This is a genomic window from Brachybacterium tyrofermentans, from assembly GCF_014897585.1.
Taxonomy (GTDB): domain Bacteria; phylum Actinomycetota; class Actinomycetes; order Actinomycetales; family Dermabacteraceae; genus Brachybacterium; species Brachybacterium tyrofermentans.
Genome location: NZ_JABUXW010000013.1, coordinates 79,575 through 95,943, shown reverse-complemented (window position 1 = coordinate 95,943; position 16,369 = coordinate 79,575). Strand labels below are relative to the sequence as shown.

Below are 16,369 nucleotides of genomic sequence, written 5' to 3'. Positions count from 1 at the left end.
TAGGGCGATGAGCCTCCCCTCGTCGTCCGAGCCGTATCGCTTCCCCGTCGCCGCGCGCTACGCGGGCATGGAGTCCTCCCCGCTGAAGGACATCTTCGCGCTCGCGGCCCGCACGGACGTCGTGTCCTTCGCCGGAGGCATTCCTGACCCGGAGCTGTTCGACCTCGAGGACATCGCCGCCAGCTATGAGTGGGTGCTGGCGAACCAGGGCCACCGCGCACTGCAGTACGGCGTGAGCGAGGGCGAGGTCGAGCTGCGCGAGCAGGCCGCCCGTCGCCTGTCACGCGACCTGCCCACGGACTCCTCCCAGATCCGGGTCACCTCCGGTTCCCAGGAGGGGCTGTTCGTGGTGGCGCAGGCGATGCTCGAGCCGGGTGACGTCGTGCTCGTGGAGTCCCCCACCTATCTCGCGGCCGTGCAGGCCTTCGCCGTGCACGGGGCGCGGATGATCGGGGTGGAGACCGACGACGACGGTGTGGTCCCCGAAGCGCTCGAGGAGGCGATCCGCACGCACCATCCGCGGATGGTCTACCTGATCCCCACCTTCCAGAACCCCACCGGGCGCACCATGCCCGTCGCCCGCCGCCAGGCCGTGGCCGACGTGCTGCTGCGCACGGACGTCCCCCTCATCGAGGACGACCCCTACGGTGCGCTGAGCTTCACCGGGGGCACCTGGGCGCCGATCGCCGCCCTGCCGGGGATGAGCGAGCGCACCCTGCTGCTGAACTCGATGAGCAAGCTGATGAGCCCGGGCGTGCGCATCGGCTGGATGCGCGCCGAGGGCCCGATCCTGAACACCCTCGCCGTCGCCAAGGCCGCGATCTCGATGCAGTCCTCCGTGGTCGATCAGCTGACGGTCGCCCGCTACCTGGACTCCGTCGACCTCGACGCCCACGTGGCCCGGGTCAGCGCCGTGTACCGCGAGCGGCGCGACGCGATGGCCGCCGCGATCGCTCCGGTGCTGCCTGCAGGCGCGCACGTGACCCATCCTGACGGCGGCATGTTCCTGTGGGCCGCGCTCGGCGAGGGCTACGACGCACAGGTGATGCTCGCCGAGGCCGTCTCGGCCGGGGTCGCCTACCTGCCGGGATGGTCCTTCTTCGCCGACGACCCCGATCGGTCCACGATGCGCTTGAGCTTCGTGACCCATGCCCCCGCCGTCATCGAGGACGCCATCGGCCGTCTCGGCGAGGTCATCGCGCAGCACCCCCGGCGCTGATCTCCGCCGGCGCGCTGCCGGGCTTGCGCCAGCGCAGCGTCACGCGGAAGCCTTCCCGCCGACGGATCACCGCGCCGGGCAGGATCCTCGCGGCCTCCTGACGCAGCTCGTCGATCGACCAGGTGGGGTCCTTCACCGGGATCGGCCGCTCCTCCGGGGCCTCGCGCACCGGGCGGGGGTGCTTGACGAGACCGATCAGCGGATTGCTGAGCACGCTGAACACGTCCCAGATCTGGTCGGCGGTGCTCACCGGATCCGTCAGGGTGACCACGAGGAGCCGACCGCCGGGCGTCAGCAGGGTCCTCGCGTCGGTGAGCGCCTCGGCGAGATCCATGTGGTGCAGCGAGGCGACCATCGTGATCGCGGCATAGGTGCCATGGCGGTGTGGCTCAGCGGCGTGCTCGCAGAGCGTGCGGCGCCCGATCTGCACGGCCGGATCGTGCACGAAGCGTGTGGCGGCGACATAGGCCATCTCCTGGTCGGGGTCGATCCCGTCGACCCGGCCGACGACCCCGGCGAGCGCGGCGACGAGGTCCCCGCGGCCGCAGCCGACGTCGAGCGCGCGACCGGTGCTCGGAGGCAGAGATCGCAGGATCCACGGATGGAAGTGGTGGTTGTGGCTCCACGGGTGACGGTCGTTGAACCGCGTGAGCTGCAACTCGATCCAGCGGATCAGCGGATTCGGCGTGGTCCGGATGGTCATGGCGCGTTCCCTTCCTCGGTCATGAGACGAGTGCTCGCAGCCGCACCCAGGCCATCAGCCCCATCAGCGCCGACGCCGCGGCACCGGCGCCGAGCATCCAGAGCGCTCCCCCGGTGGCGCTCCCCAGCAGGAGAGCCCCGACCCCGAGGGCGAGCAGGATCGCGTCGGACAGCCACAGGAGCATCGGCAGCACGGAGACGTCTCCCTGCGGGGTCGGCATCGGCGTGCTGAGCGAGAGCGGCATGGGCCCCTTCGCAGCATCCCGAGCCCGGCCCACGACCAGCACGAGCGCCAGGACAGCCGGCAGGAGCACGGCCGGGAGAGCCGATCCGGGCACGGAACCGGCGGCGAGCCACGCCCCGAGCCCGCCGACTGCCCCGAGCGCCGTGAGCAGGACGATCGGGGCGGTCAGGTGCAGGAGCGTCTGCACCGCGGCGGTCTGCCCGAACAGCTGGGGCGCACCCAGCGTGTGCACGCCGTGCCGGATGCCGTCCACGAAGGTGCCGCTCGCGAGCCACAGGCCGAGTGAGCCCAGGAGCAGCAGGAACCACGCCAGAGGTCCCGTGATCACGGTCGACCCTGCCAGGACCGCGGCGGAGAGCAGGGAGGCGATGACGCCGACCGTCGTCCGCTCGGGGCTCCGCAGCCACGCGACCACATCGCGTCGTGCATAGAGCACGGCGAGCGGACCGGCACCGATCGCGGGGAGGCGCCGGCCCGCTGCGGGTGGGGGCCGGAAGAAGCCCGCCGCCCCGGACAGGTCCATCGTGGTGGCGCTGACGGTGGCCGATTCCCAGCGCGCGGCCTGCTCCTGGAGCACTGATCCCCGCAAGCGGCCCAGCAGCAGCACGGCGGCGCCGACGGCGAGGACCCCGACGAGGGACGAGGCGACCGCCGAGGGGCCCGGCAAGCGCCCGCCGACCGGGTACGCCCCGCCGATCCCGATCCCCGCGGGCAGCATCAGGGCGCCGATCGCGAGGAGGCCGAGGGCGGCGGCGAGCAGCCGGCGCCCGGCGGGGCCGAGCAGCTGCCCGGCGAACCACGCCGCACCGAGCATCATCCCGGTGCCCACCGCGGCGAGCGCGAACCAGCCCGCAGCCCCCAGCTCGACGTGCCCCGCGGACACCAGGGTGGCCCCGATCAGCACCGCAGGGATCACCATGCCCAGCACCGTCACCAGCAACGACCGCAGGAACGGCCTCCAGAGCACCGACCGCCGCGGGATCGCGCTGGAGGCGAGGCTCGCGGTGAAGAACGGGGAGAGCAGAGCCGGGCCCCGCACTGCACCGAGCAGCACCAGCGACGCGCCTCCGGCGAGGGTGACCGCGGTGCTGATCTGCGGCGCCCCGGTGGCGATCAGGAGCGGCACGACGTCGGGCCGGGACAGGGCGGTGCCCGCCGCTCGCAGGGCGGGTGCCCCGACGATCAGCACGCTCAGCGCCAGGACGTACACCAGATACAGGACATCGCCGCGGGTACGGGCCTGCGACCTCTGCGCCCAGACCTCCCGGACCGCGGAGAGGGATCCGGACGGCGTGATCGGATCCGCGATCGGATCCGCGCTCACCGCTGCTCCTCGAGGTGCAGTCGCACGTCGGCGAGCTCCTCGAGCAGTCGGGGGCTGTGGCTCGCCAGGACCACCGCGCCGCCTGCCTCTGCCCGGGCCCGGACCGCGTCGATCACCAGCCCCAGCCGGTCGACGTCCAGTCGCTGCTCGGGCTCGTCCAGCAGCAGCACCCGGCTGGGGCGGGCGAGGGTCAGCGCGAGGGAGACCAGCTGGGACTGTCCGCTGGAGAGCTCGTGCGGGAATCGTCGCCCCAGGGCACCGATCTGCAGCTCGTCCAGCAGCTCCTCGGCCTGGACGCGGGCGGCCTTCGCCCCGATGCCCCAGGTGGCGGCGATGAACTGGAGGTGCTCGACGATGGTGAGGTCCCGGGCGGTCTGCGGAGGCCCGATGAGGGCGGCGAGCGCAGCACGGAAGATCCGGTCCCGGTCATCCGGGCGCCGACCCGCGATGCGCACGGTCCCGGCGGTCGGATCGGCGAGCCCTGCCATCACGCGCAGCAAGGTGGTCTTCCCGGAGCCGTTGGCCCCGGTGAGGGCGAGGATCTCGCCGGCCCGGGCAGCGCCTGTGGCGTCCAGCAGCAGCACGTTGTCATCGGAGACGACTCCGACGCCCTCGAACCGGACCAGCTCGTCCGATCGATCATCCTGCTCGACGTGCAGTGTCGCGTCTCGTCCCATGGACTCCATGAAACAGCATCTGCCCCGTGACGACGTCCGACTTCGGTCGGCACTCGGGTCGACTCTCGCGTCAACTCTCCGGTCTGCACTCTGGTCGGCACTCGGACCAGCACTCGGGCCGGCACTCGGGTCTGCAGCACTCCGGGTGTGACCGAACTGGAAACGTCAACCTCTGGATATCGTGTCAGATCCATGAGACCATGGGGGTGCGCTGCCGTAGGCGCCGCCACCCTGTTCCTGCAGGTCGAGCGGTGCTCGAGCTGCCTCGAAGTCCCCATCGCAATGCCCTGACCAGGCTCTGCGCGATGACCGAGCGCGGCCGCCCGGACCTTGGCTGGTCTTCGGTACCGACGGCGCATAGGCCCACCGAGGAGGTATCCCCTTGTCCGTTGCCACTCCGCCCGTCGACACCGTTGCTCCGAAGCCCGGCGACGTGCTCACCCATCCTGTCCATGGACCGGTGCGCATCATCTCCACCTGCACCCGCTCCGTGCGCGGGACCGATCGCGAGTACGTCGACATGGAGGTCATCGGCGACGAGATGCGGATCTCCGTGCCGTCCGACGGCAGAGATGTCATCGGGCTGCGCGCCCTGCTCGAGGAGAAGGAGATCACCGAGCTCATCGTGCAGCTCTCCCAGCCGATCGAGCCGCCGGAGAAGAAGGCCTCCTGGGCCCACCGGATCAAGTCCCTCACGATGCAGCTGCAGTCCGGCCGCCTCACCGACCGCATCGACGTCATCCGCGGCATCCTCGGCGATTCCGGCGGCGCCCCGTCGAGCCTCGCAGAGCGCAATCTGCTCAAGCAGGCGATCGCTCCTCTCGCAGCCGAGATCGCCATCGCCCGGGAGATCCCGCGCGACGAGGCGGACCAGCTGCTGCAGGAGACCGCCGCGAACGCGGTCGCAGCAGGCGCCGACACGGCTGCCTGACTCCGTTGCCTGACACCGCCGCCTGACACCGCGGTCCCACTGCCCCGTCTCACCTCTTCCGGGTACTCCCGGAGGGCGTGACGCGGGGCAGTGTGCGTGCCAGCCATATCCCCCCGGCGAGGCACAGTCCCCCGGTGGCCGCACCGGCGAGGGCGATCGGTGCCACCAGGGCGATGGCGGTGACCACCAGCGGCGCCGCCAGGCGACCCGATCCGAGCATCGTGTTCCACCAGGCCAGGTACCGGGTGCGGTCGTGCACCGGGGACACGTCGATCCCCAGCGTCATGACGATGCCGGCCCCCATCCCGTTCCCCAGGCCGATGAGCAGGCTGGGCACCAGCAGGGCGACCACCGCGAGCGTGGTCCCGTGCCCGGCCAGGGTGGTCCCCAGGATCGCCAGCAGGATGAACCCGGCCCCCATGAGGAGAGCGCAGGGGACGGCGACGGCGGCGCGCCCATAGCGGTCCATCAGAGTCCCGGCCGGGATCACCAACAGGATCTCGAGTGCCGCGCAGACCCCGAAGACGAGGGAGATCCAGACCGAGTCCAGACCCAGGGATGCGCCGAGGAGCGGCACGATCACCGGCCGGTTCACGCGGGCCATCATCACCGGGGCGATCCCGAGGCCGACCATCGCCATCCTGCTCAGCACGGCGCGGTCGAGCCGGGAGCGTGCCATGCTGCGCGGGATCCGCTCCCCGCGCGGACGTCTCGGGGTCGGCCGGGACTCCCCTGGCGGCAGGAAGATCGCGATCATCACGGTGCCGGCGGCAGCGGTCACCGCGAACAGGATGAACACCCCGGTATCCGACCCCAGGGCCATCACGAGAGCGCCCAGCAGCGGCCCGATCACCTCACCGAGACGGATCACGCCGCCGAACATGGTCATGCCGCGCGCCCGCATCGTCGGCGGCAGGGCGGTGCCCAGGTAGGCCTGCCTGCCCAGCTGCCAGACCTGCGTGCTGATCGCCATCACGAGCAGCAGCCCCAGGAAGGTCAGCTGGTGGCGCAGCCCCGGACTCCCGTGGACACCCGGTGTGAGCACCACGAAGGCGACGAGGTTGGAGAGCACCAGCAGGACCCCGGTGCTCACGAGCGCACGGCGCGCCCCCACGCGGGAGATGAACCGACCGGCGGGGATGGGCCCGAGGAACGAGGTGAGCCCGAAGACGGTGGTGAGCGCGGCCGCCTGCCAGGCGGCGAACCCGAGATCCAGCGCGAGCAGCGGGATCACCGGCATCAGTGCCGCGAGCCCGGCGAACTCCAGCAGGGTCGGGGCGTACACCGAGGGAGCCAGGGACCACAGGACCTGTCTGGAGGTCTGTGCCCTGCCTCCCGGGGGGAGGCGCGCAGGGGTGGTCACCTCGGAAGTCTGTCACCCAATAGTGAGCCTGGGCAATGAGTTCCAGAGGGTGGACGCGGTGGCCAGGAGTTGCGTCGGCGTCCGCTCAGGTGCCGTAGGCGGCGTTCGTCTCGATCTCGGCCCGCCGTGCCGCGCCCTCGTCGAGTCCGGCTGCGATCGCCTCGGCGGCCCAGCGCACGGACCATGCCCGGATGTAGGCGGCACCTTCCTCGCTGGCGAGCCAGGCGGAGGAGGGCCGCGGGACGTCGTGGAGGCAGCTCGTGCGCCAGCCATCGGTCATCGCGGCGAGTGCGAGCAGGGAGATCTCCCAGGTCACCGCGCCGAGGCCGGGCCCCACCAGGTCGAACTCCTCCTGGGGGATCAGCCGGGTATGGCGCAGGCGCAGCAGGGTGGTGCCGTCGTCCTCCGGATCCAGCCGGATCGACAACGGGTCCTCGGACCCGCCATCTTCCCAGGTCAAGGAGATCTTGTGGGGCGCCTCCACCTGCAGCAGGCGTCCGCGCGCCCCGCGGGGCGCCTCGAACCGCCCGCCCTCGCGGAGGTCGCCGCAGATCTGTCCGAACCACGGTGCCAGCTGGTCCGGGCGCGTCAGCAACGGCCAGAGCTGGGCCGGGGATCGGTCGATGTTGGTGGTGAGCGTCGCCGTGGTGCGCACCAGGGTGCGTCCATCATGGATCTGCTCATCGATCTCGAGTTCGCGTCGCACCGCGTCGACCACGGGCAGCGACTCCGTGACAGCCATCTTCTCCTCGAAAAGGGTCGGAACCGCTCCGTGCCGGCGCGACTGCGCGGGCACGGACCCTCGCAGAGTAGCGGACCCTGGTGCGGCACGCCACGGCACGCCGTCCGCTGTGAGCCGATGCTCCGGGAGGGCGTCCCTGCCGGGCGCTGCCCGTACCATGTGCCGCGTGACTGCCGAGACTGCCGAGACTCCCTTCCGACCGTCCGATTTCACGGTCCACCTCTTCGACCTCGACGGGGTGATCACGCCGACGGCCGAGGTCCACATGAGGGCCTGGGACCGTATGTTCAGCGACTTCCTCGCCGGGCGGGGCATCTCCGAGCCCTATACCGACGAGGACTACTTCGCCCATGTCGACGGGCGCCCCCGCTATGACGGCGTGCGCGCCTTCCTCGCCTCGCGCGACATCACGCTGCCCGAGGGCGAGGACGCGGATCCCGCCGACCAGCCGGCGGAGGCCGAGACCGTCCGAGGGCTCGGGAACCGGAAGAACCAGCTGGTCCTGACGCTGATCCGTGCCGAGGGCGTCGTGCCGTACCCGGGGACCGTCACCTATCTGGACGCGCTGCCTGAGGGGGCGCGCCCGGCGATCGTCTCGTCCTCGCGCAACGCCGAGGAGGTGCTGCGCGGCGCCGGCCTGCTCGAGCGCTTCGAGCACATCGTCGACGGCAACGTCGCGGCGCGCGAGGGACTCCCCGGCAAGCCCGCACCGGACACCTTCCTCCACGCCGCCCGTCTGATGGGCGCCGAGGCCTCCGATGCCGTGGTCTACGAGGACGCCGTCTCTGGCGTCCGGGCCGGGGCCGACGGCTCCTTCGGTGCGGTCATCGGCGTGGATCGCGGAGCAGGCGCGGACGCCCTCGCGGCCGCCGGCGCCACCTGCGTCGTCCAGGACCTGGAGGAGCTCGCATGACCCGCCTGCGCTCGGTGCCCGAGGACCCCGTCGACCGCACCCACCTTCCCCTGGACGAATGGCGGCTCGTCGAATCCCGCCCCGGCGGGGACCTGGGACACCTCGAGACCCTGTTCGCGACCGCCAACGGCTACCTGGGGATGCGAGGAACGCCCTCCGAGGGCAGGGACGTGGACAGCCACGGCACGTTCCTCAACGGCTTCCATGAGACCTGGCGCATCAACCACGCCGAATCGGCCTTCGGCTTCGCCCGGACCGGCCAGACCATGATCTCGGTCCCCGACTCCACCGTCATGAAGCTGTACGTGGACGACGAGCCCCTGCTCCTGTCGATCGCGGACCTCATGGAGTACGAGCGCTGGATCGACTTCCGGGAGGGCGTGCTGCGGCGCGAGCTGATCTGGCGCACCCCGTCGGGCAAGCGGGTGAAGGTGACCACCTCCCGCATGGTGTCCTTCACGCAGCGCCATCTCGCCCTGATGACGCTCGAGGTCACGATGCTCGACGGGGCCGCTCCCGTCGCCGTGTCCTCCCAGATCATCAACCGCCAGGACATGGCCGACGACTACGGCAAGGGGGTCGACGGCGGCCCGATCACGGACAAGGACGATCCCCGCCAGACCACGGCCTTCACCCACCGTGTGCTCGAACCCCAGCAGGACTGGCACAGCGACAGGCGCATGCTCCTGGGCTACCGCGTGGCGAGCTCGGGCATGACCCTGGCCGTGGGCGCCGACCACACCGTCGAGTGCGACGCGGAGGTCGAGCAGCTGGTCGACACCAGCGAGGACCGCGGCCGCCAGGTGGTGCGCGCCCACCTCGAGGAGGGCAACACGCTGACCGTCCGCAAGGCGGTCGCCTATCACTCCTCGCGCTCGGTGCCCCATCGGGAGCTCTTCGACCGCTGCCGCCGCACGCTGGACCGGGTCCGGTCCGAGGGATTCGAGGCGCAGCACCAGGACCAGCGGGACTACCTCGGCGACTTCTGGACCCGGTCCGATGTCGAGCTGCCGGGCCAGCCCGCCGCCCAGCAGGCCACCCGCTGGTGCCTGTTCCAGCTCGCCCAGGCCGCCGCACGTTCGGACCAGTGGGGCATCCCGGCCAAGGGCCTCACCGGATCCGGCTACGAGGGCCACTACTTCTGGGACACCGAGGTGTACGTCGTCCCGTTCCTGACGTTCACCGAGCCCCGCTGGGCCCGCAACGCCCTGCGATTCCGCAGCAACCTGCTGCCCAAGGCCCGCGAGCGCGCCCGCGAGCTGAATCAGCGGGGGGCGCTGTTCCCCTGGCGCACCATCAACGGCGACGAGGCCTCGGCCTATTACGCCGCCGGGACCGCGCAGTACCACATCAACGCCGACGTGGCCTATGCGTTCGCGCAGTACGTGGACGTCACGGGCGACCTGGACTTCCAGCACCGCGACGGGGTGCGGGTACTGGTCGAGACCGCCCGCATGTGGGCCGATCTCGGCTTCTGGCGCACCACCGCCGACGGCGCGGCGAGCTTCCACGTCCACGGCGTGACCGGCCCCGATGAGTACACGACGGTGGTCAACAACAACATGTTCACCAACGTCATGGCGCGCTTCAACCTGCGTCGCGCCGCCCGCGCCGTCCGGGAGCTGCACCAGGCCGACGAGGCCGCCTACCGGACCCTGCTGGTCGAGCTCGAGCTGGATGAGCTGGAGCTCGGGCACTGGGACGAGTGCGCCGACGGGATGTTCGTCGCCAAGGACGAGGCCCTGGGGATCCACCTCCAGGAGGACCGCTTCCTCGAGCGCGAGGTCTGGGATCTCGCGAGCACCCCGGCCGACGCCTTCCCGCTGCTGCTGAACTTCCACCCGCTGGTGATCTATCGCTTCCAGGTGCTCAAGCAGGCGGACGTGGTGCTCGCGTTGTTCCTGCGCGGCAGCGAGTTCACCGCCGCCGAGAAGCGCGCAGACTTCGAGTACTACGACCCGATCACCACCGGTGACTCCTCGCTGTCCGCCGTGGTCCAGTCGATCATGGCGGCCGAGGTCGGGCATCAGAAGGCCGCCCTGGACTACTTCCGGGCCGGTCTGTTCGTGGATCTGGGGAACCTCCACCACAACACCGCGGACGGTGTGCACATCGCCTCCGCCGGCGGCGTCTGGAACGCCCTGGTCCACGGCTTCGGGGGGATGCGCCATGACGACGGGCGGCTCTCCTTCGATCCGCGCCTGCCGGTGGGCTGGCCGGAGCTGAGCTTCCCCCTGACGATGCGCGGCTCCCGGATCCGGGTGCGTCTGCTGCGCGAGGAGATCTCTTTCACGCTGGAGACCGGCCCCGAGATCGAGGTCACTGTGCGCGGGACCACGGTGACGGTGACGGCCTCGGGCACCGTCGTGCCCCTCCCGGACCAGGGCCCCGTGCTCGACGACGCCGTGCTGGCCACGCCCGTCGGCCTCGGCGACCCCCGGGCGGACGGATCCATCGTGACCTCGCACGTGCCCAAGGATCCGGAGGATCCGTGGGAGTACCCGGTCACGACGGATCCCGACGACCTCATCGAAGAGGGCTGATCGAGGACGGCGGACGACGGGTCGGAGCGCCCGAGGCGGCCGGGCAGGCTCCGGTGACATAGGCTCCAGCCGCGCCCTTCTGGGCATCTCCCCCTGTCCCCTCCCTCGGAGCACGAGCACACGGTGTCCGCATCCCGCCCCCGTCGGCCGAAGCCGGTGGTCGAGTACGCCCGACCACGGCTGAGCGTCCTGCATGTCCTGAACCGGGTGCGGATGCGCCTGCTGGACATCCAGGTCTGGGACGTCGCGGGCACCATGACGTTCTATCTCCTGCTCTCGGTGTTCCCGGGCGCGGTCGCGGCCGTCTCCATGCTGTCCCTGATCGGGATCGAGGCCGCCACCCTCAAGGCGTTCACGTCGATGACCGCCGAGATCTTCCCGACGCTGGATCCCCGGCCCTTCCTCACCGCGATCCGCGCGGTCTCCTCGACCAGCGGCGGGCTGCTGGGACTGGCGCTGGGCACGCTCGGCTCGCTGGTCTCCGCCTCCAACGGGGTCGCCGCCTTCCACCGGGCCCTGCACCGTGTCTACGACACCCGCGAGGGCCGGCCCTTCCTGTGGTTCCGCACCATCGTCTTCGGCGAGACCGTGCTGATCGTGGCCGTGGTGCTGCTCGCGATCGGCATGATCGTCGTGGGCGGCGAGGCGTCCCAGCACATCGGTGAGTTCATCGGCATCCCCCGCATCGCCTTCGTCGCCTGGAACCTCGCGAAGTGGCCGATACTCCTGGTCATCCTGATCATCGGGGTGTCCCTGGCCTACTACTCGTTCCCCAACGTGCGCCTGCCCCGCTACCGGCTGATGACCCTCGGCTCGACGGTCTCCGTGCTGGTGCTCTTCGGCGCCGCCCTCCTCGCGGGCCGACTGATGGTGTACGCGACACGCTTCGCCGAGGTGCTCACCGTGCTGAACGGGCTGATCGCGATCCTGGTGCTGCTGTGGCTGGCCAACATCGTGGTCGTCTCCGGCGCCGCCCTGGACGCGGAGTTCCTGCGCGCGCGGCAGATCGCGAGCGGCCTCGACGCCTGGGACAGCATCGTGCTGGCCCCCCATGCCACCCATACGCTCGACTTCCTGGCCGGCGATGCCGTCGAGGCCGAGCAGATCGGGCGCGCAGTAGCCGACTCCGCGCGGTCCGGGGAGCCGCTGCGCCGAGAGCGGGGACCGTGGATCGTCGGTGCCGGCAACCTGCTCGCGGTCAATCCGCCGACGAAGTACAGCGTCGTCACCCGCTCCGACCCCGACGACCACACCGGTCCCGTTGAACCGCCGGACCCGGACGAGAACCCCTCCGACCCTCACGACCGCACCGACCCGCCGCAGCCAGGAGACCCCACCACATGAGCGTCCGCCCGATCACGATCGTCGGCCACCGCGCCCTCGAGCAGCGCACCCGCCGGGTCCGTGAGGTCACCTCCGACATCCGCACCCTGGTCGCGGACATGTTCGAGACGAACGATGCCGCCGACGGTGCGGGGCTCGCCGCCCCGCAGGTCGGCTCGCGCTGGCGCCTGTTCATCTACTCCTGCGCCGACTCCGCCGGCACCGTGCAGCGCGGTGTGGTCATCAATCCGCGGCTCGAGCGCTTCGGCGGGATCGAGCTCGACGAAGAGACCATCGAAGGCTGCCTCTCGGTGCCCGGCGAAGGATTCCCCACCGCCCGCCACCGCGGTGCCCGCGTCACGGGCATCGACCTCGAGGGCGAGCAGATCGTCGTCGAGGACGAGGGCGGAGTGCTGGCCCGCGCCCTGCAGCACGAGGTCGACCATCTCGACGGGTCCCTGTACCTCGACCGCCTCTCCCCCGCGCGCCGGCGCGAGGCGCTCGATGCGGTGACCGGCCGCGGCTGGCGCGCCCAGGGGATCCTCACCTGGGATCCCCGGGACCTCGAGGCCGCCGACGTCTGATCCGCGGTCCGGCGCGTCACAGCGGCGCCCCTCGCCTCGCCCGCGCCCAGCAACGCTGGCTATCCTGGCGGCATGGAACGCCCGTGCCTCTCCCGCCGTCATGCCCTCCTGCTCCCTGCCTCGGCTGCCGCGCTCGGCGGCCTCGCCGCCTGCGGTCCCCAGGACGAAGGCTTCGGCACGGCGGCTCCGGTGCGGGCCGACGACGGCTCGATCTCCCTGGACGACGTGCCGGAGAACGCGAGCACACTGGTGAACTTCGGGGGCGAGCAGCCCTTCGTGCTGCTGGTCCGGGGAGCAGGCGACGATCTCGCCGCCTACTCGGGGTACTGCACCCACAACGGCTGCGCCCTCGCCCAGAAGGAGGCCGAGCTCGACTGCCCGTGCCACGGCTCCAAGTTCGATGCGGCCACCGGTGAGGTCCTGGTGGGCCCGGCGACCCGGCAGCTGCCCGAGGTGTCCGTGGTCGTCGAGGGCGGCCTCGTCCGTCGTGACGGCTGAGCGCGCCATGACCGCTGAGCAGACCGATCCGGAGGAGACGACCGATCCGGAGGAGAAGTCCCCGCGCGAGATCGTCTCCTTCGTCCGTCGGGGTGAGCGCTTGACCGCGAGCAGGCAGAGCGCCTGGGACCGTCTCTCGGACGAGTACGTCCTGGACCCCTCCCGCGGCGATCGTGACACCGTGCCGGGTCCCGATGCGACCCTCGATCTCCTTGAGGTCTTCGGCCGGCGCGCCGAGCTCGTCGTCGAGGTGGGCAGCGGCCTGGGCGAGAACATCGTCGCCGCCGCCACCGCGGATCCGGACCGCGATTTCCTCGCGGTCGAGGTGTACCGCCCCGGCCTCGCCCAGACCCTGAACCGGATCGACCGAGCGGGGCGCCCCCGGAACCTCCGCCTCCTGCCGCTCGATGCGCAGCGCAGCCTCCCCGTGCTGCTGTCCGAGGCCTCGATCCAGGAGCTCTGGGTCTATTTCGCCGATCCGTGGCCCAAGGCCCGCCACCACAAGCGCCGCCTCATCAACCCGCCGTTCCTGGACGCCGTGCTCCCGCTGCTCGCCGACGGCGCCGCATTCCGCCTGGCCACCGACTGGGCGCAGTACGCCCATCACATGCGTCGCCACCTCGATGCCCGCCCCGAGCTCGAGAACCTCCATCCCGAGGGCGCCCGGCCCGGGGAGGAGAGCAGCGACGCCATCTCCGAGAGCATGGCGCGCACAGGATGGGCACCTCGATTCGAGGGTCGTGTGAAGACCAGCTTCGAGAACAAGGGACGGGCCGCCGGACGCTTAGTATGGGATCTCGCGTACGTCAGGGTGCCTCGGCAGTCGGGCGATGCCCCCGCCTAGACCCTCAGGACCTCCGTCGCGACCCGTGACGCCTGTTTGAGAGCGAGCTCGTATGAATGCCCCGGACGACGTCGAACTGCCCTCCGACTGGGAGGATGACGACCAGCCTGACCCCAGCCAGCGGCGCGGGCGCCGCATGGCCCTGATCGCTCTCGGACTCGTCGCCGTCCTGGTGCTCGGCGTCGGCCTTGTGGTCGCGAACTACCTGCGCGGGATCAACGACTCCTACGAGAAGCGCACGGTCGTGCAGATCACCCGCGGCGCCTCCGACGGCGAGCGCCCCGAGGCCGGAGCGGGCCGCAACTTCCTGCTGCTCGGCTCGGACAAGCGATCTGCCGAGGACGCGAAGTCGCAGGGCGTCAGCGGTCAGCGCTCGGACGTGATGATGCTGGTCCACGTCTCCGATGACAACAAGGAGGTCTACGTCACCTCCTTCCCGCGCGACCTCTACGTCGAGATCCCCGGCCACGGCAAGGACCGCATCAATGCCGCCCTCGCCTTCGGCGGGGTGGGCCTCGCGGTGACGACGGTCGAGAACTACGTCGGCGTCCCCATCGACCATGTGGCCCTCATCGACTTCGAAGGCATCCAGGGACTGGTCGACACTCTCGGTGGGATCGACGTGAAGATCCCCCAGGACTTCGAGGCCGGCGGCCACCAGTTCACCAAAGGCGTCCAGACCCTGAACGGCGAGGAGGCGCTGACCTTCGTGCGCGAGCGCAAGCAGTTCTCCGACGGCGACTTCCAGCGCAACCGGAACCAGCAGGCCGTGCTGGGCGGGATCGCGGCCAAGCTGATCAGCGCGGACACCCTCAGCGACCCGGGGAAGCTCGCCAGCACGGTCGAGTCGATCTCCCCCTACCTCACCACCGACGAAGGCCTCAGCGGTACTGCGATGGTCCAGCTCGGGCTCTCGATGCGCTCGGTGCGAAACAGCGACATCTACTACCTCTCGGTCCCCCATTCCGGGCCGACCACCACCAGCGGTGGCGCGAGCGTCGTGGGCACCGACGAGGAGGGGATGGACATCCTGCGCGACGCCCTGCGCACGGATGGCATGGGAACCTATTACGCTCAGTACGCAGGGGCCTACTGACCCGGGTCCCACCCAGTCCGCCGCATCACCCACTGCCTGGAGGAACCTCGTGGCCAATCCACTCGTCAAGATCGTCGTGCCGATCGCCGGAATCGTCGCCTCCATCATCGGCAACAAGGCTGCCGCCGCCGGCTGGGGCGCCGTGTTCGGCGAGGACGCCCCGACCGTCAAGGCGACCAAGGCCGCGCAGAAGGACGCCCAGAAGCGTCGCAAGCAGGCCAAGAAGGAGGGGCAGTCGAAGGCGGAGATCGACGCGATCAAGGACCCCGCCGACGACCAGCCGATCTGGAAGATGCTGCTGTGGGCCACGGTCTCCGGCGTGCTCCTGCAGGGCCTGAAGATGATGGCCAAGCGCGGAGCCCAGACGGGGGCCGAGCGCGTCGTCTCGCGCCGACCGCGCAGCAACCGCGGCTGACCCAGCCTCGGCGCACGCAGAAGGCCTCTCGCGGATTTCCGCGAGAGGCCTTCTCTGCTGTGCCCGTGCACGCCTTGACGGCTCTGCGTCCCTGTGCGCCCTGGGTGCCCGTGCGGCGGGGCGACGGGACTGCGGGGCGACGGGGCGACGGGGCGGCGAGATCGTGGGACTGCGGGACTCCGAGACCGTGGGTCCGCGAGCGAGCGCTCAGAACTCGCTGACGTCGACGCGTTCGTTGAGCGTGTCCAGCGAGTCGCCGGTGACCAGGAAGCCGACCCGGCGCACGAGGGACACGGCGTGGTCGCCGATCCGCTCGTAGAAGCGGATCAGCAGGGTGAGGTCCACGACCTGGCCGTTGGTGTAGCCCTCTCCGCGGGAGATCTCGCGGGAGACCTCGAGCATCAGGTCATCGAGCTCCTCGTCGTCCTTCTCCACCTGGGCGGCCAGGGCGAGATCACGATCGGCGATGACCTGGGAGGCCTCGCGCAGCGCGGCCCGGCCCAGCTCGGACATCCGCGCGATCTGCTCGCGATGCTGCGCGGGGACGGCGAGCTCCGGATGGCTGCGGCGGGCGACCAGCGCCACATGGGCGCACAGGTCGCCCATGCGCTCGAGCGAGGAGCTCATGCGCAGGGCCGCGACGAGCAGCCGGAGGTCGCCGGCGACCGGTGCCTGGCGGGCGAGCAGCTCGACGGCCTTGGAGTCGAGCTCGACCTGCCGCTCGTCGATGTGCGGGTCCGCGGCGATGACGCGCTCCGCGAGGCCGAGATCGCCCTCGAGGAGAGAGGTCGTCGCCGCCTCCAGGGCGGTCCCGACGAGATCGGCCATGTCGAGCAGGTCGTCGACGATATGCCGCAGGTCGCTCTGATACGCCTCGCGCATGGGTGGTGCTCCTCAATCCGACGGGGGTGTTCTCCCCGAGTATCGCAATCCCGGATGAACTGCGCCCGC

16 protein-coding genes are annotated in these 16,369 nt (G+C 70.9%); 10 read left to right on the top strand and 6 right to left on the bottom strand.

What is annotated here, in order from left to right; translation table 11 throughout:
- Window positions 1-7 precede the first annotated feature (7 nt).
- Complete coding sequence (locus INT49_RS11260) at window positions 8-1,219, top strand: aminotransferase-like domain-containing protein (protein WP_193117832.1); 1,212 nt, start codon at window positions 8-10, stop codon at window positions 1,217-1,219.
- Here the strand turns inward: INT49_RS11260 and INT49_RS11255 are convergent.
- Genes INT49_RS11255 through INT49_RS11245 form a run of 3 tightly spaced genes read right to left on the bottom strand, consistent with a single transcriptional unit; the run spans window position 1,194 to window position 4,166 of the window.
- A complete protein-coding gene (locus INT49_RS11255; protein ID WP_193117831.1) occupies window positions 1,194-1,922 on the bottom strand; it encodes a class I SAM-dependent methyltransferase in 729 nt (242 codons plus the stop codon). The genes INT49_RS11260 and INT49_RS11255 overlap by 26 nt on opposite strands.
- 19 nt (window positions 1,923-1,941) lie before the next feature.
- Entirely contained in the window at window positions 1,942-3,489 is a 1,548-nt protein-coding gene (locus INT49_RS11250; protein ID WP_226850299.1) for a hypothetical protein, read from the bottom strand.
- A complete protein-coding gene (locus INT49_RS11245; protein ID WP_193117830.1) occupies window positions 3,486-4,166 on the bottom strand; it encodes an ABC transporter ATP-binding protein in 681 nt (226 codons plus the stop codon). Before INT49_RS11245 ends, INT49_RS11250 begins: the two co-directional genes overlap by 4 nt.
- A 382-nt stretch (window positions 4,167-4,548) precedes the next feature.
- Here INT49_RS11245 and INT49_RS11240 point away from each other — a divergent pair, with 382 nt between their 5' ends.
- A complete protein-coding gene (locus tag INT49_RS11240; RefSeq protein ID WP_193117829.1) occupies window positions 4,549-5,097 on the top strand; it encodes a CarD family transcriptional regulator in 549 nt (182 codons plus the stop codon).
- 49 nt (window positions 5,098-5,146) lie between these two features.
- On the opposite strand, the gene INT49_RS11235 is transcribed toward INT49_RS11240, so the two are convergent.
- Together INT49_RS11235 and INT49_RS11230 are read right to left on the bottom strand one after the other, a co-directional pair.
- Window positions 5,147-6,460, bottom strand: a complete 1,314-nt coding sequence (locus tag INT49_RS11235; RefSeq protein WP_319021591.1) for an MFS transporter — start codon at window positions 6,458-6,460, stop codon at window positions 5,147-5,149.
- Window positions 6,461-6,545: 85 nt separating this feature from the next.
- Window positions 6,546-7,202, bottom strand: a complete 657-nt coding sequence (locus INT49_RS11230; RefSeq protein ID WP_193117828.1) for an SRPBCC domain-containing protein — start codon at window positions 7,200-7,202, stop codon at window positions 6,546-6,548.
- Between the two features lie 166 nt (window positions 7,203-7,368).
- On the opposite strand from INT49_RS11230, the gene INT49_RS11225 reads away from it, so the two are divergent.
- From INT49_RS11225 to INT49_RS11190, 8 genes are all read left to right on the top strand, one after another.
- On the top strand, window positions 7,369-8,115 hold the full coding sequence (locus tag INT49_RS11225; protein ID WP_319021590.1) for an HAD family hydrolase: 747 nt from the start codon (window positions 7,369-7,371) through the stop codon (window positions 8,113-8,115).
- Window positions 8,112-10,658, top strand: a complete 2,547-nt coding sequence (locus INT49_RS11220) for a glycoside hydrolase family 65 protein (protein ID WP_193117826.1) — start codon at window positions 8,112-8,114, stop codon at window positions 10,656-10,658. Before INT49_RS11225 ends, INT49_RS11220 begins: the two co-directional genes overlap by 4 nt.
- Before the next feature lie 123 nt (window positions 10,659-10,781).
- Complete coding sequence (locus INT49_RS11215) at window positions 10,782-12,002, top strand: YihY/virulence factor BrkB family protein (RefSeq protein ID WP_319021589.1); 1,221 nt, start codon at window positions 10,782-10,784, stop codon at window positions 12,000-12,002.
- Window positions 11,999-12,565 (top strand): peptide deformylase, encoded by a 567-nt coding sequence (gene def, locus INT49_RS11210; RefSeq protein WP_193117825.1) that lies wholly within the window; start codon window positions 11,999-12,001, stop codon window positions 12,563-12,565. Before INT49_RS11215 ends, def begins: the two co-directional genes overlap by 4 nt.
- 72 nt (window positions 12,566-12,637) lie before the next feature.
- Window positions 12,638-13,063: a Rieske (2Fe-2S) protein gene (locus INT49_RS11205; RefSeq protein ID WP_193117824.1), complete on the top strand. Its 426-nt coding sequence runs from the start codon at window positions 12,638-12,640 to the stop codon at window positions 13,061-13,063.
- 7 nt (window positions 13,064-13,070) lie between these two features.
- Window positions 13,071-13,907, top strand: coding sequence for a tRNA (guanosine(46)-N7)-methyltransferase TrmB (gene trmB / locus INT49_RS11200; protein ID WP_193117823.1), 837 nt, complete (start codon window positions 13,071-13,073; stop codon window positions 13,905-13,907).
- 52 nt (window positions 13,908-13,959) lie between these two features.
- Window positions 13,960-15,003 (top strand): LCP family protein, encoded by a 1,044-nt coding sequence (locus tag INT49_RS11195; protein ID WP_193117822.1) that lies wholly within the window; start codon window positions 13,960-13,962, stop codon window positions 15,001-15,003.
- Between the two features lie 49 nt (window positions 15,004-15,052).
- Window positions 15,053-15,418, top strand: coding sequence for a DUF4235 domain-containing protein (locus INT49_RS11190; protein ID WP_193117821.1), 366 nt, complete (start codon window positions 15,053-15,055; stop codon window positions 15,416-15,418).
- A gap of 207 nt (window positions 15,419-15,625) precedes the next feature.
- On the opposite strand, the gene phoU is transcribed toward INT49_RS11190, so the two are convergent.
- On the bottom strand, window positions 15,626-16,300 hold the full coding sequence (gene phoU / locus INT49_RS11185; RefSeq protein ID WP_193117820.1) for a phosphate signaling complex protein PhoU: 675 nt from the start codon (window positions 16,298-16,300) through the stop codon (window positions 15,626-15,628).
- Window positions 16,301-16,369 lie beyond the last annotated feature (69 nt).

Excerpts from the sequence above, each read along its gene's own strand:
- INT49_RS11260 (WP_193117832.1), top strand. The coding sequence starts at position 8 with ATGAGCCTCCCCTCGTCGTCCGAGCCGTATCGCTTCCCCGTCGCCGCG.
- INT49_RS11255 (WP_193117831.1), bottom strand. The coding sequence starts at position 1,922 with ATGACCATCCGGACCACGCCGAATCCGCTGATCCGCTGGATCGAGTTG.
- INT49_RS11245 (WP_193117830.1), bottom strand. The coding sequence starts at position 4,166 with ATGGGACGAGACGCGACACTGCACGTCGAGCAGGATGATCGATCGGAC.
- INT49_RS11230 (WP_193117828.1), bottom strand. The coding sequence starts at position 7,202 with ATGGCTGTCACGGAGTCGCTGCCCGTGGTCGACGCGGTGCGACGCGAA.
- INT49_RS11220 (WP_193117826.1), top strand. The coding sequence starts at position 8,112 with ATGACCCGCCTGCGCTCGGTGCCCGAGGACCCCGTCGACCGCACCCAC.
- def (WP_193117825.1), top strand. The coding sequence starts at position 11,999 with ATGAGCGTCCGCCCGATCACGATCGTCGGCCACCGCGCCCTCGAGCAG.
- INT49_RS11205 (WP_193117824.1), top strand. The coding sequence starts at position 12,638 with ATGGAACGCCCGTGCCTCTCCCGCCGTCATGCCCTCCTGCTCCCTGCC.
- trmB (WP_193117823.1), top strand. The coding sequence starts at position 13,071 with ATGACCGCTGAGCAGACCGATCCGGAGGAGACGACCGATCCGGAGGAG.
- INT49_RS11195 (WP_193117822.1), top strand. The coding sequence starts at position 13,960 with ATGAATGCCCCGGACGACGTCGAACTGCCCTCCGACTGGGAGGATGAC.
- phoU (WP_193117820.1), bottom strand. The coding sequence starts at position 16,300 with ATGCGCGAGGCGTATCAGAGCGACCTGCGGCATATCGTCGACGACCTG.